The organism is Glutamicibacter sp. M10 (genome assembly GCF_025452055.1).
In the GTDB taxonomy this organism is placed as follows: Bacteria; Actinomycetota; Actinomycetes; order Actinomycetales; family Micrococcaceae; genus Glutamicibacter.
On record NZ_CP104918.1, the window covers coordinates 2,873,258 to 2,894,862 of the forward strand.

Annotated in this window: 19 protein-coding genes and 1 pseudogene; 8 read left to right on the top strand and 12 right to left on the bottom strand. The window is 55.3% G+C overall.

Going from position 1 to position 21,605, the window contains the following annotated elements; genetic code table 11:
- Positions 1-227 precede the first annotated feature (227 nt).
- The 6 genes from N6V40_RS13995 to N6V40_RS14020 all read right to left on the bottom strand — a co-directional run bounded on the left by N6V40_RS13995 (position 228) and on the right by N6V40_RS14020 (position 4,404).
- The gene (locus N6V40_RS13995) at positions 228-674 is read right to left on the bottom strand and encodes a TadE/TadG family type IV pilus assembly protein (protein WP_262198034.1); all 447 of its coding nucleotides are present in this window, start codon (positions 672-674) and stop codon (positions 228-230) included.
- Positions 667-1,086, bottom strand: a complete 420-nt coding sequence (locus N6V40_RS14000) for a TadE/TadG family type IV pilus assembly protein (protein WP_315973697.1) — start codon at positions 1,084-1,086, stop codon at positions 667-669. The genes N6V40_RS13995 and N6V40_RS14000 overlap by 8 nt, the downstream gene beginning before the upstream one ends.
- Positions 1,087-1,095: 9 nt before the next feature.
- Positions 1,096-1,329, bottom strand: a complete 234-nt coding sequence (locus tag N6V40_RS14005) for a hypothetical protein (RefSeq protein ID WP_262198036.1) — start codon at positions 1,327-1,329, stop codon at positions 1,096-1,098.
- 62 nt (positions 1,330-1,391) lie between these two features.
- The gene (locus N6V40_RS14010; RefSeq protein WP_262198037.1) at positions 1,392-2,333 is read right to left on the bottom strand and encodes a type II secretion system F family protein; all 942 of its coding nucleotides are present in this window, start codon (positions 2,331-2,333) and stop codon (positions 1,392-1,394) included.
- Positions 2,330-3,181, bottom strand: a complete 852-nt coding sequence (locus tag N6V40_RS14015) for a type II secretion system F family protein (protein ID WP_262199750.1) — start codon at positions 3,179-3,181, stop codon at positions 2,330-2,332. Before N6V40_RS14015 ends, N6V40_RS14010 begins: the two co-directional genes overlap by 4 nt.
- The gene (locus tag N6V40_RS14020; RefSeq protein WP_262198038.1) at positions 3,181-4,404 is read right to left on the bottom strand and encodes a TadA family conjugal transfer-associated ATPase; all 1,224 of its coding nucleotides are present in this window, start codon (positions 4,402-4,404) and stop codon (positions 3,181-3,183) included. Before N6V40_RS14020 ends, N6V40_RS14015 begins: the two co-directional genes overlap by 1 nt.
- A gap of 327 nt (positions 4,405-4,731) precedes the next feature.
- On the opposite strand from N6V40_RS14020, the gene N6V40_RS14025 reads away from it, so the two are divergent.
- Together N6V40_RS14025 and N6V40_RS14030 are read left to right on the top strand one after the other, a co-directional pair.
- Positions 4,732-5,139 (top strand): FHA domain-containing protein, encoded by a 408-nt coding sequence (locus tag N6V40_RS14025; protein ID WP_262198039.1) that lies wholly within the window; start codon positions 4,732-4,734, stop codon positions 5,137-5,139.
- A gap of 47 nt (positions 5,140-5,186) precedes the next feature.
- Positions 5,187-8,336, top strand: coding sequence for an FtsK/SpoIIIE domain-containing protein (locus N6V40_RS14030; protein ID WP_262198040.1), 3,150 nt, complete (start codon positions 5,187-5,189; stop codon positions 8,334-8,336).
- 9 nt (positions 8,337-8,345) lie between these two features.
- Here N6V40_RS14030 and N6V40_RS14035 read toward each other — a convergent pair whose 3' ends face one another.
- The gene (locus N6V40_RS14035; protein WP_131087814.1) at positions 8,346-8,759 is read right to left on the bottom strand and encodes a hypothetical protein; all 414 of its coding nucleotides are present in this window, start codon (positions 8,757-8,759) and stop codon (positions 8,346-8,348) included.
- A 355-nt stretch (positions 8,760-9,114) separates the two neighbouring features.
- On the opposite strand from N6V40_RS14035, the gene N6V40_RS14040 reads away from it, so the two are divergent.
- From N6V40_RS14040 to N6V40_RS14050, 3 genes are all read left to right on the top strand, one after another.
- Entirely contained in the window at positions 9,115-9,363 is a 249-nt protein-coding gene (locus tag N6V40_RS14040; protein WP_013348560.1) for a WhiB family transcriptional regulator, read from the top strand.
- A gap of 199 nt (positions 9,364-9,562) precedes the next feature.
- On the top strand, positions 9,563-10,309 hold the full coding sequence (locus N6V40_RS14045) for a serine/threonine-protein kinase (RefSeq protein WP_262198041.1): 747 nt from the start codon (positions 9,563-9,565) through the stop codon (positions 10,307-10,309).
- A complete protein-coding gene (locus N6V40_RS14050; RefSeq protein WP_262198042.1) occupies positions 10,255-11,769 on the top strand; it encodes a Stk1 family PASTA domain-containing Ser/Thr kinase in 1,515 nt (504 codons plus the stop codon). Before N6V40_RS14045 ends, N6V40_RS14050 begins: the two co-directional genes overlap by 55 nt.
- Before the next feature lie 67 nt (positions 11,770-11,836).
- Here the strand turns inward: N6V40_RS14050 and N6V40_RS14055 are convergent, their stop codons facing one another.
- The 3 genes and pseudogenes from N6V40_RS14055 to N6V40_RS17415 form a co-directional block, all read right to left on the bottom strand.
- Positions 11,837-13,231: a class II 3-deoxy-7-phosphoheptulonate synthase gene (locus tag N6V40_RS14055; RefSeq protein ID WP_131087812.1), complete on the bottom strand. Its 1,395-nt coding sequence runs from the start codon at positions 13,229-13,231 to the stop codon at positions 11,837-11,839.
- Positions 13,232-13,308: 77 nt separating this feature from the next.
- The gene (locus N6V40_RS14060) at positions 13,309-13,746 is read right to left on the bottom strand and encodes a lysophospholipid acyltransferase family protein (RefSeq protein WP_315973699.1); all 438 of its coding nucleotides are present in this window, start codon (positions 13,744-13,746) and stop codon (positions 13,309-13,311) included.
- Between the two features lie 17 nt (positions 13,747-13,763).
- Positions 13,764-13,979 (bottom strand): annotated as a pseudogene (locus tag N6V40_RS17415) (lysophospholipid acyltransferase family protein); the annotation flags it as partial.
- A 134-nt stretch (positions 13,980-14,113) separates the two neighbouring features.
- Between N6V40_RS17415 and N6V40_RS14065 the strand changes: the two are divergent.
- The 3 genes from N6V40_RS14065 to N6V40_RS14075 all read left to right on the top strand — a co-directional run bounded on the left by N6V40_RS14065 (position 14,114) and on the right by N6V40_RS14075 (position 17,261).
- The gene (locus N6V40_RS14065) at positions 14,114-14,899 is read left to right on the top strand and encodes an alpha/beta hydrolase (protein WP_262198043.1); all 786 of its coding nucleotides are present in this window, start codon (positions 14,114-14,116) and stop codon (positions 14,897-14,899) included.
- The gene (locus N6V40_RS14070) at positions 14,896-15,339 is read left to right on the top strand and encodes a hypothetical protein (protein ID WP_262198044.1); all 444 of its coding nucleotides are present in this window, start codon (positions 14,896-14,898) and stop codon (positions 15,337-15,339) included. The genes N6V40_RS14065 and N6V40_RS14070 overlap by 4 nt, the downstream gene beginning before the upstream one ends.
- Before the next feature lie 110 nt (positions 15,340-15,449).
- Positions 15,450-17,261 carry an AMP-dependent synthetase/ligase gene (locus tag N6V40_RS14075; protein WP_262198045.1) on the top strand — a complete coding sequence of 604 codons (1,812 nt, stop codon included), beginning with the start codon at positions 15,450-15,452 and terminating at the stop codon, positions 17,259-17,261.
- Here the strand turns inward: N6V40_RS14075 and N6V40_RS14080 are convergent.
- A complete protein-coding gene (locus N6V40_RS14080; RefSeq protein ID WP_262198046.1) occupies positions 17,234-17,776 on the bottom strand; it encodes an SGNH/GDSL hydrolase family protein in 543 nt (180 codons plus the stop codon). The two genes, N6V40_RS14075 and N6V40_RS14080, sit on opposite strands and share 28 nt — an antisense overlap.
- A 108-nt stretch (positions 17,777-17,884) precedes the next feature.
- A complete protein-coding gene (locus N6V40_RS14085) occupies positions 17,885-21,337 on the bottom strand; it encodes a pyruvate carboxylase (protein ID WP_262198047.1) in 3,453 nt (1,150 codons plus the stop codon).
- Positions 21,338-21,605 lie beyond the last annotated feature (268 nt).

Here is a 21,605-nt window from a genome sequence, read left to right on the forward strand (position 1 = left end):
GGCTGAGCTGTATCCGCGGGTTCGGTCCATCAGCCACAAACTCAAATTCGTCGACCGAAGCAACGACGGCACCATCAGCAATCGACAGGAGTTGTCGAGCTTTCAGTTGTACAGCGCTAACCGCCAAAACCACCGAAATCGTCAGCAGCGTGATGGCACATAGACCAATAGCAAGGACTAGCGACTGCCCATCTTCCCTCGTGAAATAGGCTCGGAACCGTCTGATGTTACCCAAATCGATCAACTCGCTGGGACGCTGAGGAATCAACGGAGAACGCCGAAGCATCAAATATCTCCGAGACGAAGGGCAAAGGTACATCCAGCTCTACGGTCACCGTAACGACGCTTCCAGGACTCAGACAGGTGGAATCGCACGATATGGATGTCTTTGCCGATGAATATCCGAAATTGTTCATGGCCCGATTTACTGCTTCGTGCGCTTGGGCACGTGCCTGCACCGGAGTCTCGGCAACGGCAAAAACCTTGGCCGCTTGATCTGCTGCGCCAACCACGGCGTAGCTTCCAGCCTGCAGCTGGCTCGCCGCAAGAATGAGATAGATCATCGGAATCAGCAGCACGGTCGCTGCGAAAATGAACTCGACAATTGCACTTCCGCCCTCATCACGAGCCATTTGGCGCAAGGCAGCGATTGAGGATCTCAGATTTTTAGCCATATCGCACGGCCTCACCCTGAACATGTAGGTCCCAACCATTCGGAAGAAGACCAATCAGTGGCACGCGCGTATCTACTGACACGGTAATCACCTGATTTTTCCCAACATTGGCCGAGCTGACGCCCACATTGTCTGCAAACCCGCCATGCAGGCTTTCAGTGATCAGGAGTTGGGCACGGCCTCGTGCATCCGCTTCAGATCGGTTTGCGAGAGCCCCATAGTGAGCGCCATTGGCCGCAGCATCAATCAAGGTATTGCGCACGTGCAGGACCAGAGCGAGTTGAATCAAGGTCATCGCGATCAGCACAAGCAGAGTAGTAATCATGACAAATTCTGCGACTGCCGACCCGCGAGTTTCCTCGCGTAGCAATTGCATAGTTGGTCGCTTGCTACATCTTCCTGGCTGTCGCATCTAGTTCGACTATCCCAAACCAGATACCCGGTCTATGGCCTGATTGAAGAGATCTTGTAATCGAGGTCCGGCTATCGCCAGCAAAGCGGCAACCAGGACGGCGGACATCAAGGTGATCATTACCCATCCAGGCACATCTCCCCTGCTGTCTTTCAACTTGGGCATGAGCTTGTCCCACACCGATTGTGCCCGGGCGGTTGCCCCAAGGACCAAACGAACCATCAATTCTTGAATAGTGAACATGACGTACCTTTCGACTGATTCTGAAACTTTGCTGTCTTACTTTTCTGTCTTTTTCGATTGGCTCAATAGCTCATCTCCAATAGCGCTAGCCCCGGGAAAACGGCGAAGACTATGGTCAGCGGCAGTATTCCGAAGACCACGGGCGCGAGCATAAGGATTTCTCGTTTACCCGCGACTTCCATCAGTTCTCGCTTCGAAGCATCGCGAACATCTTGTGCTTGGTCTCGCAGGACCTGCGCGATAGGTGTGCCTCGTTCAGTTGCAACAACAATGGCATCGACAAACCTGGCGATGGTTCCTACCTGCATTCGATCTGACATCTTTTGCATCGCTTGAATCATGGGCGTTCCGGCGTGAATGTCGTTGAGGGTCTTAACAAATTCGTCGCCGATGACGCCGTGACAAATTCGCGAGATTCGCTCGATAGCTCCGGTCGTTGATTCTCCTGCGCCTACGGTCAGCGCGAGTACTTCGGCGACCGTCGGAAATTGGGTGAGTATCTTGCGGGCACGGCGGTGAATCTGTTCACCGAGCCACCATCCCCGTAGCCCGTAACCCAAAAGGCCACAACCGATGACAACCAAGACTGCGAATATCAAAGACAAGTGGTACTGCATTGAAGCAAGACCAGTGAGCACAGACCCCACCGCCAGTCCGGACAAAGCACAAACAATTTCTTGGGATCGATAGTCCACGACGCTGATTTCGAGTCCGGCTGCATCCAATCTTTTCCTCAGAATGTCACTTGAAGGACTGTGCCGACTGGCAAACTTCTTGATTTGAACGAGCAAGGGCGACGCGAGCTGCCCCAAGGTCGAATGGCCCGAGTCAGAGTGCCATGAATCTTCAAGCATTCGTGCGCTTCTGACTCCCACCCGCACGTGCGGGGCAATGCGTTCAGCAAAGGCCATTTTTCTCCAGCCAGGCAGATTCAATATGATGATCCAAATTCCTAAGCCCAGTCCAAGGCCGCATAGCGCAGCCCACGATACATAGGTGTTCATGACAGCACTCGTTCTTCAGTGGGCAATGCGCCAAGTCGAAGCATGACCCGGTAGCAAACCACTGAAATTCCCACGCCCATGCTCAAGACGATTACTCCGCCAGCAGTCATATAGGCTTCTTTAGCTGCCTCTTGGGTACCAAGCACCAACAAGAGAATCCATGGAGCGGCCACTGCTAATCTTGCTGCTGAGACAATCCAAGACTGGCGAGCAGCCAATTCGCCTCGGGTTCGCACATCGTCTCTCAGGAACGCCGACAGCGTTGAGAGCGTATGTCCAAGATCAGTGCCGCCAACTTCGCGGGTGATCCGTAGCGTCGTAAGAATCTTGTCTGCAACGGGATCGGCCAGTCGCTCCCCCAGCTGTTCCAAGGCAACTGCGAAATTAGCCGTCGCCCTGTAGTCCAAAGCAAAGTCTCCGAATAGTGGTCTCAAGATTTGCGGACCAACTGTAGCCAGCTGGCTCAGAGCTTCAGGCAAAGACAAGCCAGCACGAATCGCGCTCCTTAGGTGGTCAACCACTTCAGGCCACTGTTCCTGTAGCGCTGCTTGGCGTTTTGCGGCTTGGTGGCGTAGATAAACCCACGGTGCAAAGAGACCAAATCCAAAGAACACCACGGCAAAAAGAAGTGTTCCAGTTAGTCCCAAAGTCAGTACGCCGAAGCCGAGACCGCACCCCAAGCAGATAAGTACAAATCTGGAGGGTGCAACGTTTGTCATTCCGGCCTGGAGCAGAGCTGCCTTGATGACCGACTTTCGTTTTGGTGCACGAACCCACGGAGCAAAAAACAGCCAATCCACCAGGATAGCTATACCGAGGCCTCCTAAGAGAGCGAAGAAAAGAACCATCATTGGACTGCCATCAATTCGGCAACGTTGATACCGGCGAGATCAAACTTTTCGTGTTCCCAGTCAGCCCCGCGTGAGGTACAGAGGGCTTCTCCGTGACGTTCAAACAGCGTCGATGATTCGATCTGTCCGTCTTCAACTCGATTGCGAATGCTGAGGATCTCGTTGACGTATCGGTGTCCGCTTGGGCTTCGAACACAATGAACTACCAAATCGATACACGCAGCAACGGTCTTGATTGTGAAGTCGCTCGTTATATTGGGACCTGCGAGTAATGGCAACGTACAAATCTTGGTGATCGCATCGCGTGCCGAGTTGGCGTGCAGGGTGCACAGACCGGAGATGCCAGAGTTCAGTGCGATAAGCATGTCGAGTGATTCAGCTTCACGGACCTCACCAACGATGATTCGGTCCGGCCTCATTCGAAGAGCTTCCTTGACCAGCCGGCGCATGGTGATCTCGCCTGTTCCCTCGAGGTTGGCAAGCCTCGTTTGCATGGCAACCACATCGCGCAGGGAAAGATTTAATTCAAAAATTTCCTCAATCGTGATGATCCGTTCTCGCGGACCAATCGAAGAAGCCAGACAGTTAAGCATGGTGGTCTTGCCTGCTTGGGTTGGCCCGGTGACGATCACGTTGAGTCCGGCGCCTATGGCGGTTGATAGGAACAGCGCCGCCTGTGAACTCATGGAATCCAATTCAACAAGATCTTCAAGCTTCCCGGCGCGGGCAATGAATTTTCGTATATTCACTGCCCAGTGTTCGTGAGTAATGTCTGGGATAACTACGTGGAGGCGTGACCCGTCGGGCAACTGACAATCGACAAATGGTTGCGACAAGTCCAGCCGGCGACCGGATGACTTAAGCATGCGTTCAACCAAGGCCGCAATTTCAGCGGACTCCATTCGTATGTGAGTTAGTTGGCTTTGGCCACCACGAGCGCAAAATACTTGGTGAGGAGCATTGATCCAGATTTCTTCAACCGTCGGATCATCCAAAAGTGGTTGCAAAGCACCAAAGCCAGCAACGTTGTCAAAGACCGCTTGTCGAGCCGAGTCGAGTGAATTCAACGACGGAACTGCACCTAGGAGAGCCCGCTCGTCGTAATCGCGAATTACTTCCTCGATCAATGACTTGATCACCGTCGGCTGTTTCGCCGGGTCCAATCCCCGCCGCCGAACCAGCTCTCGGACTTCGTCCTCAACGATCGACAATGCTTCCACGACTTACTCCTGCTGTTTTTCCTGTCATAGGATCCCGAAGTCGGGGACCACCGGCGAGCGCCTCGTCGGTGCAGCAATCATCTACGTATGAAAAGGGATGCTATAGGCACATTCGCCTGCTTTCAAGAGTTTTTTGAATGTGGATAACCTTGAACCCCGCCGAAATCCAATGTCCACAGGCAGTAATTTATTTATCCGAGCAGGTTGAATAGCAGGTTCTTATGGTTCCAAGAGTCCGACTGAATCTGATCTGGAGACCTCATGGCCAGGTACGAACTTCTGCTGATATCTCGGAATTTCCAACGTCCTCGGCAGTTTGAGCTGAACATGTCTGGACGGTTATCAGGAGAGCAACTTGCTTCATTGCTACTGTCCGCATTCCCCGGACAGCGCTGGTACTGCGACACCCGTCCGCTTGAATCCGTAGGGGTTTGTCAGTCGAATCAACGTCTCGTTCTCAGCGACTTGCCACATGCTCTCCCCGAGCATGTTGGAAATGGCGCATCAACCAAGTTGTACGTAGTGCATGGGCGTGATGCCGGCGCGTGGGTCCCGCTGACTCACGGTGACCATATTCTGGGACGCTCTGCTCCCTTGTGGTTAGAAGACCCTTTGCTTTCTCGCTCCCACGCAGTGCTCACTGTGTCGGCACGACGGTTGCGACTCGTTGCCTCCGCTGGGCAGAAGATTTTTGTGCGGACGGAAGCAGCTGCGAATCCTTGGACCTGGGCATAGGTTCGACGTTTCGTTTAGGAAATACGTTCTTCGCCATAGGTGACCCCGTGAGCGCTGAATCTAAGAAACCTGTTTCGTCCAGCGAACTTGAGGTCAAGGTTCCGGCAAAGCCTGAAGCTTCGCGGCTCGTCACCGTAGTCCTTGCGGCCTTCGTTCCGCTTTTGACCGGTGTCCTGTTGGCAGTCTTGATGCATTCAATGCTGTTTCTGATCATCAGCGGTGTCTCAGCCTTGATGGCGGTGGCTCCTGCTAGTCAGGTTATTTCCGAACGACGTCGTTGGAAACAGACAATGCGCGTTCAACGAGCGCTCGCGGTGCAGGCGCGTTCTCAGTACGCGGCTGCGCTTGGACAGAGCCTTCTGGCAGGCCTTGACGGGGCAGCTTTGGGGATCGCACCGACGCAGCTACCGCCCATCGTCTGGGGTGAAGGTCTCTGGTACCCACAAAGCACCGAAAAATCGACCCCCAGAAAACATCGAAAATTCAGGTTGAAACTGACGAGGCCAAAAACAGATGCGCCTTGTCATGGCCCCGTGTTTGCTGCCCCGCTACCGGGGGTATGGCAAATAGTCGCTAAACAGGATGCTGCTTCAGCTGAGGTCCTAGCCAACATAGTTTCGCGATTTCTGCCGATGATCTATGCAGGTTTGTTGAGGCTGGTCATCGATCCCAGCATCTGTTGTTTGCCCGCGTCATTGTTGCTCATTACAAATGTCCGCATTTCAACACTCGCAGAGCCGGTTGACCGCCTGTCATCTGTGCACGAATCCTCTGAACTAACAACTCTATATTTGACTGCCAAACCGCCCGTCGCGCTTCCCGATACCTTGGTTATTAGTCTGGGCCCAGTGCTCTCTGAGCAAGCCAATCATTGGATCGCGCCTGATCCTTTGACGTCCTGCTTGCCTGATTCACGTTTTGTGTTGCAACGATTGCACCGTCTGAGCTTGTCGAGATTAGATCGCCTGGTACAACAGTTTGTTGGTCTGCGCTCTTCTACAAATCCGTCAGTCCTATCTCCCATTCAGTCCTCGGCCACTGGTTTTGGAGCCAGCATCGGACTCAGCGAGGCGGAACAAGAAGTAAACCTTGATTTGGATGCTGATGGACCACACATGTTGATTTGCGGCACGACAGGTTCGGGTAAATCAGAAGCTTTGCGTCGAGTTATCTCCGACCTTGCACATCAGTACTCCCCTGAGCGCTTAGGCCTCGTACTGATTGACTTTAAGGGTGGCGCAGGACTTGGCGTCTATGAGCACTTACCTCATGTGCAGCTCTTTGCCAGCGACTTGGATGAAGCCGGGGCTCAGCGAACTGTGGAACAGCTCGAACATGAAGTGCAGCGACGCGAAAAGATCTTGGCCGATAGCGGATGCAGCGATCTCGCAGAATTTCAGAGCCTCGATTCGATGCCACAGGCACTACCAAAGCTATTGATAGTTATCGACGAATTTCGAGTGTTCGTAGAAACCTTGCCACTGGCTGGTCCAAAAATCGACAGGCTGGCCGCAGTCGGAAGGGCTCTGGGCATTCACCTATTGCTCAGTACGCAACGACCCGCGGGTACATTGACCGGACAGACCCGAGCGAACATAAACACCGTCGTCGCCTTGCGAGTGAACGATCCGAGTGAATCCGTTGAGCTTATCGGTACCACTGCAGCAACAAAATTGGACCGTCCGGGCCTGGCGATAATCAAAAGCTCCTCGCGCGCGACTCAGTCATTTCAATTTCATTTGGCTGTTGAACCAGCACTAGAGGGTGAACTTTTTGAACGTGACCGCCACACTATGCGCCTCGCTCCGGTCTGCACGTTCAATAGAACAAAAGGTCCTGAGGATGCTGATCCTTTACGAACCCATGTATCAGCTTTGATGGACCGCTGGGCTGACAGTCCTAAGCCCCCGTCTGGTTTTGCCCCAGCTCTTCCAATGCCGCTGGAACACCTGTCGATGCCTTCGACTTGGCCGGGCGCTCTAGAAGGTAGCTTGTACTGTGGCATCAGGGACAACTTGCACGGTGGCACCCTAGACCCGTTGGCTCTGGGCAGTGAGCAGAAAAGATCGCTTCTGATGTGTGGACTTCCTGAGTCCGGGGCGAAACAAGTCCTTAGTTCCTTGTCGTCATTGCATCGCAAGGTCCTGTGTTTTGGACCCTCACCGATTGAAGGCAGCGATCAGACCAGTAGCCTCAGAGTAGTTACGGGGCAGGATCCCTATCTCTTCTTTGATGCCTTAGATTTTCTGGAATCATCGCCAAAAGATCCAGGACTGACAATCATTATTCATTCCGTCGCGCAGCTTCAGTCTGAGCTGCATCCTCAACATTTTCAGCGACTTGATGATGCGCTCGGTGCGTTACTTCGTCACAGCAGTGAGGACTCACCTCTGATTGTTTGCTCTGTAGATCGAGACCAGAATTCGTTGAAGTCCACCGGACTATTCACGACGCAATGGTATTTTCCTTTGAACGCAACGGACTCACTAAAGATGATGTGGCCCAAGCTCCCTGCTTGTTCGGGCTTACCGGGTCGTGGGGTCGAGATTACGTCGGGGCATCCACCTCAGGTTTTTCAAATCACCGACTTCGCTACGGACGACGTTGGACACCAGCGCTGGGACACCCCAGGGCCTCGCCAAGAAGATCATGAACCAGCACATGTTGATCATTCGAACCTGCTTGGCTATCTACCGTTTGGTGGAGAATCCGCACTGCTGCCTGTACAGCAGAGATTGATCATGATTTGTCCCAATGAAGACGAACGCCTAACGATGTCTCAGGTTCTTGCCCACCGTTGGGGAGCGGTCCATGCTTCTGGTCTGGACGACATCGTTGCTTTCGCAGACGAGCGCGAAGCTTCAATCGAGACTGGGCAAGATTTACTTTGTGCGTGTCTGGCAACGAGTGCTGATCCTCGTCTTGCTCCGACCCTAGAAAAATTACGACGGATCGGGGTCAGAACGGTGCTGTTCGTCCCGCCCAGTACTCGTCTGACCTACGACCTAGGTATTTCGTCGCTCAGCATTGACGATCGAGAACTTATCGTCGTCGAGTCCGAACATTCACAAGATATGCAGCCCTCAACGTGGCCACCGCTTCATCACCGCAAGGACCCAACTGCTGGCGACTATTGGCGCGCGATCATCTCTCGCAATGGCCAACCTAGATTGATCCACATACCTCGTGCCGGTTAGACCAAGTACTTAGCGCGTAGGCCGGTCGCCCAGAAACACAGTCGTCTTTGGAGCAAAGAGCATAACGATGCAGACTCCGGCGATCACCATAGACAGCACAGCAGCGAGCTTCACCAAAAGAATGTCTGTGCTGAGGAATGAGATCGAAAGGATCAACTGGAACAACTGCCACACGATAATCGGTGCACGAGTAAACGCTTTGCCCTTGTAAAAATTGATCGCCACCGACCCTTGCCAGATCGCCACCAACAGGCACAAGATCAACATGAAGATCTGCCCGCCGATGTTCACAGTCCCGCCGGCTGAAAGATTAGCCAGATAGCTGACGGCATAGACCAGTACTGCGAGGGCTTCTATCATCACCATCGTCGCGACGACAATAGCGCTAACAGGGCGGGGTATGTTACGTTCTTCGAGGCTCACGTCAATAATCTTCGTTGACCTTTGACTGGAACTCAAACTGTGTTTATTTGCCACGATGTTGTCGACGTCACGCCAGATAGACCTAGCGGACTTCATGGCCAAATGCCATGTGAGAAAGCACTCAGGCATTCAGCAACATTTCGCTATCGTGACTCTTGTTTACTTCCTCGTAACATGAAAACCTTATGTGGTTGGTTAAACGAGGCACCCAATCGGTCCTCACCAACGATCAGAAGAGCCGATCAGTAACCGTAAGGTAATCAGGAATTAATTTCATTCCTAGCTAGTCTTTACCCCAACTTTGATTGCCGTTAGCTCTTCAGACCCCCTCAGATTTCAAGGAGCATCAATAAGCATGGATTGGCGTAGCCGCGCGGCGTGTCTGGAAAAGGACCCGGAACTGTTTTTCCCTGTGGGAAACACCGGTCCGGCCCTATTGCAGATCGAAGAGGCCAAGAGCGTCTGCCGTCGATGTGAAGTAACCGAAACTTGCTTGCAGTGGGCCATTGAGTCCGGTCAGGATGCAGGCGTATGGGGCGGTATGAGTGAAGATGAGCGTCGCGCTTTGAAGCGCCGCGCTGCACGAGCTCGTCGCGCCTCATAATTATGCGCTCGAGGTAAATCTCGCAACCCGAGACGCCAATCAGAATCCGCCAGCGGTCAACACCACTGGCGGATTTTGAGTTTAACCGGCATTTTTCCAGCTCGGCTAGGTAGATTAAAAGTAGTATTCATGTTCGAAAGGATCCGTTAGTGACTTTGGTCTGCTTCGCGCGCACTCTTCAAGTGGGTGCCGACGAACGATGAGCTCGGCCCTGACTGACCCACACTTGGGAAAAACACTCGATGGTCGTTATCGCCTGGACCACCTCTTGGCTTTAGGCGGCATGTCCAGAATCTACCGCAGCATGGACAAGCGACTGCATCGAGCAGTAGTGGTGAAGATACTGAACGATAACTTCGCCAGTGAACCTACGGTAAGAGAACGCTTCGAATCTGAAGCGGTAATCGCCGCAAATATCACGCACCCCAATGTTGTATCGATCCGCGACCATAACGTCAGCGACAACCTTGTCTACCTCGTCATGGAATACGTGCGCGGAAGAAACCTCGACCAGGTTATCGCCGAGCGCGGCTGTTTCACTCCACGCCAGATGCTCAGCATTCTTGAACAGATCTGTAGCGGATTAAGCGCAGCGCACAGTGAAGGCATCATTCACCGTGACATGAAACCCGCCAACGTCTTGCTTTCCGACATCGGCGAAATCAAACTGACCGACTTTGGGTTAGCCCGCGCAGCTAGCGCTCATACGCAGTCCGCGACCCTGCTGGCCACCCTTTCCCATGTGTCCCCTGAACTGGTTTCCGGTGCGCCAGCTGATTCGCGCAGTGACATCTATGCGATAGGCATCATGATCTATCAGATGCTCACCGGACGTCTTCCATATTCGGAAACCAACCCCGCAGCCATGATGAAACATCATCTGGACTCCCCATGCCATTGCCATCACAGACCATTACCGAATTGGCTGATGACCTCGATGAGCTAGTGCGTTGGTGCACCGAGAAGGACCCCGAAAAGCGCCCACAAGATGCCTCGCTGCTTCTAGAAGAAGTGCGTCAAATCCATGCAACGCTCACTGACGAGCAGCTTGATCTGGGTGCCTATTCGCTGGGGAACGTGGAAGACCTGATTCCCGAACGTTTTGCGCATATGCCGACCACGCTGCAACAACGCCTTGACGCCATGCAGCGAGATCGCGAACTTGATCGTGAGAAGCAATGGCAAGAGCTAAATACCGTGGCTGCCGACGGCGACTATGAACTCGACGAGGACTTAGGCAGTGAATCGCCTACCAGCGTCATTGCAGTCTCGGATGCCACCGAAGTTCTAGATTTGCGGGACGCTCAACAAACTCTGGCTATGAACCGGTTCGAAGATAATGATTCTGACTCGGCCATAGCTGCGACCTCGGTGTACGCACGCAATGAGTCGGCTGCCATTGAACCGGTTGCGAGCGATGCTCAGGTCCCAGCTCGCGAAGCCAAGCGTGCACAGAAGCAAGCCGAAAAACGCTGGCGCAAGGAAGCCCAGATTCCTACACACCAGCTGAGGCGCCCACGCAGCGGGACTCAGAAGACCGTCATGATTTTCGTGTGGATTTTGGTTGTCGCCGTAGTGGCCGGTGCTGGCTGGTTCTTTGGCCGCGGTCCGGGAACGATCGTTCGTATCCCATCGCTGACCGGGATGATCCAAGAGCAGGCGATCGCCCAAATGGACGACGCCGGTGTTCCCGTGCGCGTCAGCACTGCTTACGATGATGAAGTTTCCATTGGTCGGGTGGTTGAGTCTCATCCAGCCACCGGCAAGAACATCATGAAATTTCAAGGTGTAGAGCTCACGGTTTCTGAGGGGCCAGAGCTTTTCCAAATCCCTCAGGTCGCTGGTTCCACACTAGGCCAAGCAAAGAAGTCGCTAGCCAAGGTGGGCTTTGAAAACCTGAAAACTGTTGAAGCCTACTCTTCGTCAGTGGCCGACGGTTCGGTCATCACTTCGAACCCTAGCAACGGCGAGCGGTTGCCGAAGAAGAGCCTCATCACGCTGACGGTGTCCAAGGGCCCGGCTCCGGTTCAGGTTCCCTCTCTCATTGGGTTGAGCAAGGATGAGGCTACGCAGAAGCTCAAGGACGTCGGTCTGAGTCTCACTCCTGGTGAAGAAGTCAGTTCAGAACAGGTCAGCAAGGGCCAGATCGCGGCGCAGTCACCGGCCCAGGGTGCAGCCGAATTCGGCAGTTCCGTAGAGGTGAGCATCTCCTCGGGTCCTGAATATCTTCAGATCCCGTCGGTTGTAGGGCTCACCGTCCAAGAGGCCACAGCGCAGCTTCAAGCTGCCGGCTTCACGGTGAAAACCCATGAAGTATTTGGTGGCGCACAGCAGACTGTACGGATGCAGACACCGCTGGGTCAGCGAGCCGTACGAGGCAGCGAGATCAGCATTTACGCTTTCTAGCGGCAACAAAAAATGGGTTCAGTTCCACGGTGTGGAACTGAACCCATTTTTTGTTTGTGGCTAATACTTAGCGGTTACGGCTACGGCTTTGCAACGCCGAGGAGACCAAGAAAGCCATCTCTAGCGACTGACGGTGGTTCAGTCGTGGATCGCAAACAGACTCGTACAGCGAGTCGAAGTCTTCCTCACGGATCGGATCAGCGCCGCCGAGGCACTCAGCCACGTCGTCGCCGGTCATCTCCACGTGCAGGCCACCTGGGAAGGTTCCCAGCGAGTCGTGTACCTCGAAGAAGCCGCGGACTTCGTCCATGACATCGTCGAAGTTGCGAGTCTTGTAACCGTTCTGGCTGGTGACGGTGTTGCCGTGCATTGGGTCGGTAACCCACAGCACCTGGGCACCGGAGGCGGTAACCTTCTCGACCAAATTTGGCAGCTTTTCACGAATGTTCTTCGCACCCATGCGGGTAATGAAGGTCAAACGTCCTGGCTCACGATTTGGATCGAGCTTCTCGATCAGTCGCAACGCATCGTCTGGATCGGTGGTTGGGCCAAGCTTCACGCCAATTGGGTTACGTACACGCGACAGGAAATCGATATGTGCGTGATCCAGTTGGCGGGTGCGTTCACCGATCCACAGGAAGTGGCCGCTGGTGTCGTATGGCAGGCCGGTGCGGGAGTCGGTGCGGGTCAATGCTCGCTCGTAGTCCAGCAACAGTGCCTCGTGAGAGGCGAAGAACTCGGTGCGCTTGAGTGCCTCGAAATCGGCGCCACAAGCATCCATGAAGCGGATGGCCGAGTCGATTTCGCCGGCCAGCTGCTCGTAGGCGGAGTGCGCCGGGTTAGCCATGAAGCCGCTGTTCCACGAGTGCACGCTGCGCAGGTCAGCAAAGCCGCCCTGGGTGAATGCACGAATCAGGTTCAGCGTGGCCGAGGAGGTGTTGTAGGCCTGCACCAAACGCTTTGGATCATGGGCACGGGACTCAGGAGTGAAGTCGAAGCCATTAACGATGTCGCCGCGGAATGCTGGCAGAGTAACACCGTCTCGGGTTTCATCATTCGAGGAACGTGGCTTGGCGAACTGTCCAGCCATGCGACCCATCTTGATAACAGGTAACGAGGCACCATAGGTCAGGACAACGGCCATCTGCAAAATCGTGCGTACACGCGAGGAGATCTTGTCGGCAGTAGCGTCGGCAAAAGTCTCGGCGCAGTCACCACCCTGAAGCAGGAAGGCACGTCCCTGTGCGGCTTCGGCTAGGCGTTCGCGCAATACGTCAACTTCGCCGGCAAATACCAGTGGAGGACGCGAACCCAATTCGTCGATGGAGGCTTGATAGTCCTTGTGCTCACGCCAAGTTGGCTGCTGCGCGATCGGCAGTTCACGCCACAGGTCTAGTTGTGGATCGGTGGCGGGGCCGCCTACGGAGGAGCCTGGCAATGGGGTTCGATTTTCTACGCTCACCCTATTGATTCTACGTGGCGCAGCAGCAAAGCACCGCGACGAATGTAACAGGGTTGCGTAACAGTGTGAAGAGGACGCTATTTCTTGGCTTTGCTCGGTGCATAGACATCCACGTAGCTCTGTCCGGAGAGTACGTTGATGGCCTGACGAATTTCGTCTGCACACTGGCGTAGGGCCTGTGGATCATCGTGCTTCCCTGCCAGATGATCAAAGTTCAGAGGCTTGCCAATCTTGATGCCGATCTTGCCCGGGCGCGGTATCGTGCGCCCAATGGGCTGCGCTTTGTCGGTTCCGATCATGGCCACAGGAACGACCGGGGCGCCGGATTCTAAAGCGAGCTTGGCGACCCCGAGCTTTGCCCGGTAGAGCCGACCATCGGGCGAGCGTGTTCCTTCGGGGTAAATGCCCAAGACTTTACCCTCGCCCAAGGCGCGGTTTGCGCTGGCCAGCGATGCCGCTGATTTACGTCCCCCGAGCGATCCATCGGCAACTGGTTGATGTTGCGGAAGAACCATGCGGTCACTCGTCCCTTGAGCCCACGGCCGTTAAAGTACTCATCTTTGGCCAAGAAAATCACGGGGCGTTCGAGCATTGCAGGTAGAAAAACGGAGTCGCTGACCGAGAGATGATTCGAGGCCAAGATAACTGCCCCGGTGTCCGGAACGTTCTCTAGGCCTCGCAGATCAACACGGAAGAAGACACGAATCAGGGGCCGAACAGCAAAACGCTTAAGGAAGTCGTACAGCACGGCAGAAAAATTCCTTCTTCTCGAGGATCAGCTTATGGCGGAACATTCTTAAGCCGTGGTGGTCATGGCACTGTCCGCACCCTTCAATTGTGCACTACGCTCGATAGTGTAAGCAGAAAATTGGAGTGGTCACGATGAAAAATGATGCACAAAACACCACTGAGCCTCGGGTATCGAAGGATTGCGCAGTGCTGCTGATCCACGGCTTCACCGGCTCTCCCACCGCTATGGAGCCTTGGGCGCAAGCCCTGTCCCGTCAAGGCTTTGATACCGCGGTGCCACTGCTTCCAGGACACGGCACCAAGTGGCAGGACATGATTACCAACACTTATAGCCAGTGGATCGATGCCACAGAACAGGCCTTTGACGAACTGGCACGCACGCACAAAACCGTTTTTGTTGCTGGCCTGTCCATGGGTGGCGCGCTAGCTCTGCACTTGGCCACTCGCCGCAATGTTGCCGCAGTTTCACTGGTCAATCCCGGCCTTATCGTTGATTCGCCGCTGGCCCCGTACACCCCATGGCTCAAACATGTGGTTCGCAGTGTTGCCCCGATTAGCAACGACATCGCCAAGCGTGGCGTGGATGAAGGAGCCTACCCACGCACCCCCATCGCCGCCGTCGCGCAGCTGCATGCACTCTTCGCCCAAACTCGTGCACGGTTGGAACTTGTCACCGCCCCAGTCCAGCTCTTCCGCTCCACGGTGGACAACGTCGTTTCGGATGCTTCGGTGCGGGAATTGGTCGGTGGGCTCACCCCGGGAACTTTGGCCGAACACCACCAGTTGCTTCATTCCAAACACGTGGCCACCTTGGATTACGACGCAGCGCAGATCTTCCAAGAATCCGGACGCTTCTTCTCACAGCACTCGACCGGCGAGCAGCGCCAAACTCACCGCCAAGCAGGGAGGCACGTATGAGTTTTCCTGACGCTCGTCCCCCGCATCAAGACGATCCGCGGTGGGACGATTTGGTGACGAACTTCCAAGAGATCGATGCGACGGCTCCGCGTGAGCCCAGTGCTGCCGAACGTGCAAATCAGCTCAAGAAGCTCTTTAATACCGGTCCCGGCGCGGTGGCTGGCCCACGCGATTCGGCGCCGGCGGAGCTTGAAGAATCCGATGAGAAATTTGTTCCCGATGAACCTGCCGCGTTGGGTTCCGGGGATCCAATGTTGAATATGGCGTGGGTTACTGCAGCTGGCGGCCCGATCGGGCTATTGCTGTGTGTGCTGTTTTTCCGCTCAGCTCCGACGTTTGTATTTATCGGCTTGGCGCTGTTGGCAGTGGCCGGAATCGCTTACTTACTTCTACGTCTTCCAACGAAGCGCGATCCGGGAGATGATGGGGCTCAAGTCTGAACCGAACTTGGAGCGTTAAGCACGGTAGGTTACTGTAAAGTAATAAAATGTGATGCGGGTTACCCGCCATTGCTTTTGGGGTCACACAAAGTTCAGGAGTTGAGTACCAGATGCGCGAATATAGCTCGCCAATTCGCATCCACACACCGCAACAGTCAAATATCACCGACTTACTGTTACGCCACGCAAATTCGGCAGCAAACCCGGCTTTGTTCTCAAAGCCTGGACCTGACTCATCGTGGCAAGACGTCACCGCATCGCAGTTTGCTGCCGATGCCAAAGCCATCGCCAAAGGATTTATCGCCAACGGCATCGACGCCGGCGAACGCATCGCGCTGATGGCCAAAACCCGCTACGAGTGGACCCTCGTGGACTTCGCCATCTGGTTTGCCGGATGTGTCACCGTTCCCATTTATGAGACTTCCTCCCCTAGCCAGGTTGCATGGATTATCTCGGATTCCGACGCCAAAGCGGTCGTCCTTGAATCTGCAGCACATGAAAACGTCGTACGCCGGGCAGCTCACGAAGAGCAGCTCGAACTTCTCGATCACGTCTGGCAGTTTGACGGTGGATTGGAACAGCTGGTTGAAGATGGACGAGCGATCAACGACGATCTACTTGAATCCCGTCGCGCTGCAGTTTCACTGAGCCACATCGCCACAATCATCTATACCTCTGGCACCACCGGGCGGCCTAAGGGCTGCGAACTGACGCACGGCAATTTTGTCGAGCTGGCCGAAAACGCTGCAGCTTCCCTACCCGATGCTGTGTACCCTGGTGCCTCCACCATCATGTTCTTGCCACTGGCACACGTTTTTGCCCGATTCATTTCGGTCATCAACGTGGCAGCTGGTTGCCGTACCGGCCACACCCCAGATGTGAAAAACCTGCTTGGTGACCTTCAGTCCTTCAAACCGAACTTCATCCTCGCGGTGCCTCGCGTATTTGAGAAGGTCTACAACTCAGCGATGCTCAAGGCCGAAGACGGTGGCAAGGGCAAGATTTTCCATGCCGGCGTCGACGTTGCTGTGGCCTATTCCAAGGCGCAGCAGACGGGCAAAATTCCGCTAGTTTTGACGCTGAAGCATAAGCTCTTTGACGCACTTCTTTACAAGAAGCTGCGTGATGCCATGGGCGGAAATATCCGCCATGCAGTATCCGGCGGCGGCCCACTGGGCGAACGCTTAGGCCACTTCTTTAACGGCATTGGTGTGACCATTCTTGAAGGCTACGGTCTGACGGAAACTACCGCTCCGATCACGGTTAATACCTTGGACCGCATCAAGATCGGTACCGTGGGCAAGCCACTTCCTGGCAATGCAGTTCGTATTGCCAGCGATGGAGAGATCCTGGCCAAGGGTATTTGCGTGATGAGCGGATACCATGACCGGCCAGAACTTCAAGACGAAGCTTTCACCGATGGCTGGTTCCATACCGGAGATATCGGCGAGTTGGACGATGACGGCTACTTGAGCATCACCGGACGCAAGAAGGAAATCATCGTCACTTCCAGCGGCAAGAACGTGATTCCTGCGCTGCTCGAAGACCAGATCCGTGCTGACGCATTGGTCTCACAGTGTGTGGTCGTCGGCGAAGGCCGACCATTTATCGCCGCGCTGGTGACCCTAGATGACGAAGCGCTGCCAGGCTGGCTTGATCGTCACCATCTGGATAAGAACAGTTCGCTCGAAGAACTGGCGCAAAACCCGACCGTGCGCGAAACCATCGAAAAGGTGATCGCCAAGGCCAATACTTCGGTATCCCGTGCCGAAGCGATCAAGTCTTTCCGGATTGTAGCCTCGGACTTTACCGAGGAAACCGGGCACCTGACGCCATCGCTGAAGATCAAGCGCGCTGCGGTTCTCAAGGACTACAACGAGCTCATCGAAGAGATCTACTCGGCGCCTAAACCAACGGCGTAATTCATAACAGCACCAACTAGCTCCCACGATTCGCGAGCTGAAGCGGCCCAGGGCAACCTGAGGCCGCTGTGTTGTGTGCGGGCAAAGTAGCTACGTGGAAGTACAACCCGATTGAAGGCCGGTACCGGATGATCGGCACGCACTTCGCCGAGCACCGCGAAGATGAGGTTCTCGGCCAGAGCTTTGCGCCCATTGGCTAACAGCCATTCAACCAGTTCCATGAGCTGGTCTTCGCTATCCGGACCTGGTTCACCAACAACGACCAGTACATCTGCGGCGCTGAATTTGCCTTCCAAGGCTGCCTGCACGCGTTGCGGGCCAGAGGTGGAGACCTCGGCCTTGACGTTGACCTCGCCAAATTGCTCGGCTAAATGCTCAGCGATTTCAAAAAACGGCAGGTGGGTATCCAAGGTAAATACCAGAACCCCCAGCCGGCTTCGCAGTGCGGAGAATTCGCTGGCTTGGGTGCTGATTTCCTGGGGCGTTACCCCTGCTGGAGTCTTGCTGGCGCGCATCGCAGCTCCTTGTACGTCTAAGGTGTTTCTAAAAATTGTGAAGTGAACACAGGGGCCCGCAACTTATGTTGCGGGCCCCTGTGCCCGATGCAAAAGACTTGCTACGTACTACTTCGGTTCAATCACCAAGAGTAGATCGCCACCCTGCACTTGGCTGGTGCCATCCAGGGTGATCTGCGTGACAACGCCCGAGGCGTTTGCGGTAATGCCAGCTTCCATCTTCATCGCTTCGATGGTGGCTACCGACTGACCGGCTTCGATCAAATCTCCGGTCTTCACGTTCACCGTCACAGCCCCAGCAAATGGTGCTGCCACATGTCCGGCATTGTTCGGGTCAGCCTTTGGTGCGGACTTGACGGTGGATTCCACCGACTCGTCACGGACCTTGATCTGACGTGACTGACCGTTCAGGGTGACCACCACGGTGCGCAGGCCCTTCTCATCGGCATCCGAAACGGAAACCAACTTGACCAGCAGACGAACGCCGGTGCCCAGCGAGATGACGTGCTCAAAGCCTGGAGTGAAGCCGTAGAGGTAGTCACGGGTGTGAAGCACGGACAAATCTCCGTAGTTCTCCACGGACTTCTCAAAGTCACGGGTTGGTCCGGCGAAGAGCAAGCGGTTCAACGTGGAACGAACGGTCTCGTCATCCCCCTGCAGGCCCTGAGCATCCTCGGCTGAGAGATCCTCAATGCGGTTCTTGATATTACGTCCCTGCAGCGCCTTGGTGCGGAATGGTTCTGGCCATCCGCCCGGAGGATTGCCCAACTCACCGGAGAGGAACTGGATGACCGAATCTGGGACATCGTAGTTCTGCGGGTTGGCTTCGAAGTCCGCAGCAGCCACCGAGGAGCCGACAAGCTGAAGTGCTAGGTCGCCAACCACCTTGGAGGACGGAGTCACCTTGACCACGTTGCCGAGCATGTCGTTCACCGAAGCGTACATGGACTCGATGGCCTCAAAACGCTCGCCCAGTCCCAACGAGATGGCCTGCTGGCGCAGGTTCGAAAGCTGTCCGCCTGGAATCTCGTGCTGGTATACGCGGCCGGTTGGTGCTGGCAGGCCTGATTCGAATGGCTTGTACAGTGCACGTACTGCTTCCCAGTATGGTTCCAGCGAGGCTACCGCATCCAAGGACAGCCCTGGATCACGATCGGTGAATTCCAGCGCTGCGACCAGTGCTGAGGCCGATGGCTGCGACGTGGTTCCGGCCATGGCGGCGCTGGCCACGTCAACCGCGTCCACGCCGGCATCGATGGCTGCCATCAGGGTAGCCAGCTGGCCACCTGCGGTGTCGTGGGTGTGCAGGTGCACCGGCAGATCAAAGCGCTCACGCAGCGCAGTAACCAACTTGGTGGCAGCTGCCGGACGGAGCAACCCGGCCATGTCCTTGATGGCGATAATGTGTGCACCGGCGTCGACGATCTGCTGTGCCAACTGGAGGTAGTAATCCAGGGTGTACAGCTTCTCGTTGGAATCCAGCAGGTTACCGGTGTAGCACAGGGCTACTTCGGCAACCGCAGTTCCGGTTTCGCGCACTGCCTTGATGGCCGGAGCCATCTGCGAAACGTCGTTGAGCGCATCAAAAATACGGAAGATGTCGATGCCTGAGGCCGCAGCCTGCTTAACAAACGCATCGGTGACTTCGGTCGGGTACGGGGTGTATCCGACGGTGTTGCGCCCACGCAGCAACATCTGCAGTGGGATGTTTGGCAGCTCGGCACGCAGCAGTTCCAAACGCTTCCATGGGTCTTCACCCAAGAAGCGCAGGGACACGTCGTAGGTGGCTCCGCCCCAAACTTCCATGGAGAACAACTGTGGGGTGGTATGTGCGTAGGCCGGGGCTGCAGCAAGCAGGTCACGGGTGCGCACACGGGTAGCCAGCAAGGACTGGTGCGCATCGCGGAAGGTGGTATCGGTAATGCCTACGGCCTGGGATTCGCGCAGTGCCTTGGCAAACCCTTCCGGGCCCAGATCCAGTAACTTCTGGCGCCATCCGTCAACTGGTGCAGCAGACTTGGATGGGCCATCAAATGGAGAACGTTCTGGCTCATCGGACTTATCGCCCGGGAAAGCTGGCAGCTTCTTGCGTGGGTCAATACCTTCGATGCGCTCACCGTGTGGATGGTTCACGGTCACGTGCGCCAGGTAGTTCAAGGCCTTGGTACCGCGGTCCTGAGACTTGTTACCGGTGAGCAAATCTGGGCGGGAGTCGATGAAGTCAGTAGCTACATCGCCGGCCAGGAACTGCGGGTCGGCCAGTACGTTCTGGATGAACGGAATATTGGTTGCCACACCACGTACGCGGAACTCGGCCAACGCACGACGGGCACGAGCCACGGCGGTTTGGTAGTCGCGTCCACGACAGGTGAGCTTGACCAGCATGGAGTCAAAGTGTGGGGAGACTTCAGCACCAGCGTAGATGGTGCCGCCGTCAAGTCGCACACCCGAGCCACCGGCCGAGCGGTAAACGGTGATTGTGCCTACGTCTGGGCGGAAGCCGTTGGATGGATCTTCGGTAGTGATGCGGGACTGCAGTGCCCAGCCGCGGACCTGAATGGTGTCCTGGCTAATGCCAAGATCGCTCAGCGATTCTCCGGCGGCAATGCGCATCTGCGCCTGTACTAGGTCGATGTCAGTGACTTCTTCGGTCACTGTGTGCTCAACCTGAATACGTGGGTTCATTTCGATGAATACGTGCTGGCCGGCTCGATCACCGACGGTATCTACCAAGAACTCAACGGTTCCGGCGTTCTGGTAGCCCAAGGCTTTGGCAAACTTCACCGCATCGCGGAACAGTGCCTGACGGATGGAATCATCCAGATTCGGCGCTGGAGCGATCTCAACAACCTTCTGGTGGCGGCGCTGCAAGGAGCAGTCACGCTCGTGCAGGTGAACGATGTTTCCATGCTCGTCGGCCAGGATCTGCACTTCGATGTGACGAGGGCGCAGTACCGCTTGCTCGAGGAACACGGTGGGGTCACCAAAGGCGGTGCCAGCTTCGCGCATGGCCGCGCCCATCAGTTCCTGCAAATCTTCGCGCTTGTCCACGCGACGCATACCACGACCGCCGCCACCAGCTACAGCCTTGACGAAGATTGGGAATCCAATGCGGTCCGCTTCAGCGACCAAGAAGTCGACGTCGTCGCTTGGTTCAGATGACTCTAGTACTGGGATACCGGCTTGACGGGCTGCTTTCAGTGCAGCAACTTTGTTTCCGGCCAGTTCAAGCACGTCCGCCTTGGGACCGATGAACTTGATGCCTTCCGCTGCTGCCGCACGAGCCAGGTCCGGGTTCTCGGACATAAATCCGTAGCCTGGGTAGATTGCATCGGCGCCGGACTCTTTGGCAACGCGGATGATTTCCTCGATGTCCAGGTACGCACGGACAGGATGGCCCTCTTCACCAATCTGGTAGGCCTCTGCGGCTTTCTGGCGGTGAATCGAGTTGCGGTCTTCATGGGGGTAAACCGCTACGGTTTTTGCACCGAGCTCGTAGCTTGCGCGGAAAGCACGAATTGCAATCTCACCGCGGTTGGCGACCAAGATTTTTTCAAACATAGTGTCCCTACATCGAATCATTACGGGGTTGGTGTCTCTGGCCAGGAAGCTGTTCCAGTGGCCAATGAGAAGACATCAACAGCCTTTCGGGTCTCGAAAAGTAGCAAATTTTCGCCACTTCTGTGAGACACACTACACGGGTGATGCGGATTACGCACAAACATTTCACCCTGTGGTCTGACCATAAGAAATATTGGCCTTGAATGCTCTTTTAATCACTAAGTTGGATACAAGAGCAAAAACTAACGTTGCAAAGTCGGGGAAACGA

What these genes read in the sequence shown, in the direction of transcription:
- N6V40_RS14010 (WP_262198037.1), bottom strand. Translation starts at nt 2,333, where the DNA reads ATGAACACCTATGTATCGTGGGCTGCGCTATGCGGCCTTGGACTGGGC.
- N6V40_RS14070 (WP_262198044.1), top strand. Translation starts at nt 14,896, where the DNA reads ATGAGTTTTCCTGACGCTCGTCCCCCGCATCAAGACGATCCGCGGTGG.
- N6V40_RS14085 (WP_262198047.1), bottom strand. Translation starts at nt 21,337, where the DNA reads ATGTTTGAAAAAATCTTGGTCGCCAACCGCGGTGAGATTGCAATTCGT.
- N6V40_RS14060 (WP_315973699.1), bottom strand. Translation starts at nt 13,746, where the DNA reads ATGGTTCTTCCGCAACATCAACCAGTTGCCGATGGATCGCTCGGGGGA.
- N6V40_RS14005 (WP_262198036.1), bottom strand. Translation starts at nt 1,329, where the DNA reads ATGTTCACTATTCAAGAATTGATGGTTCGTTTGGTCCTTGGGGCAACC.
- N6V40_RS14025 (WP_262198039.1), top strand. Translation starts at nt 4,732, where the DNA reads ATGTCTGGACGGTTATCAGGAGAGCAACTTGCTTCATTGCTACTGTCC.
- N6V40_RS14080 (WP_262198046.1), bottom strand. Translation starts at nt 17,776, where the DNA reads ATGCGCGCCAGCAAGACTCCAGCAGGGGTAACGCCCCAGGAAATCAGC.
- N6V40_RS14065 (WP_262198043.1), top strand. Translation starts at nt 14,114, where the DNA reads ATGAAAAATGATGCACAAAACACCACTGAGCCTCGGGTATCGAAGGAT.
- N6V40_RS14015 (WP_262199750.1), bottom strand. Translation starts at nt 3,181, where the DNA reads ATGGTTCTTTTCTTCGCTCTCTTAGGAGGCCTCGGTATAGCTATCCTG.
- N6V40_RS13995 (WP_262198034.1), bottom strand. Translation starts at nt 674, where the DNA reads ATGGCTAAAAATCTGAGATCCTCAATCGCTGCCTTGCGCCAAATGGCT.
- N6V40_RS14075 (WP_262198045.1), top strand. Translation starts at nt 15,450, where the DNA reads ATGCGCGAATATAGCTCGCCAATTCGCATCCACACACCGCAACAGTCA.
- N6V40_RS14050 (WP_262198042.1), top strand. Translation starts at nt 10,255, where the DNA reads ATGCCATTGCCATCACAGACCATTACCGAATTGGCTGATGACCTCGAT.
- N6V40_RS14000 (WP_315973697.1), bottom strand. Translation starts at nt 1,086, where the DNA reads ATGCGACAGCCAGGAAGATGTAGCAAGCGACCAACTATGCAATTGCTA.
- N6V40_RS14040 (WP_013348560.1), top strand. Translation starts at nt 9,115, where the DNA reads ATGGATTGGCGTAGCCGCGCGGCGTGTCTGGAAAAGGACCCGGAACTG.
- N6V40_RS14045 (WP_262198041.1), top strand. Translation starts at nt 9,563, where the DNA reads ATGAGCTCGGCCCTGACTGACCCACACTTGGGAAAAACACTCGATGGT.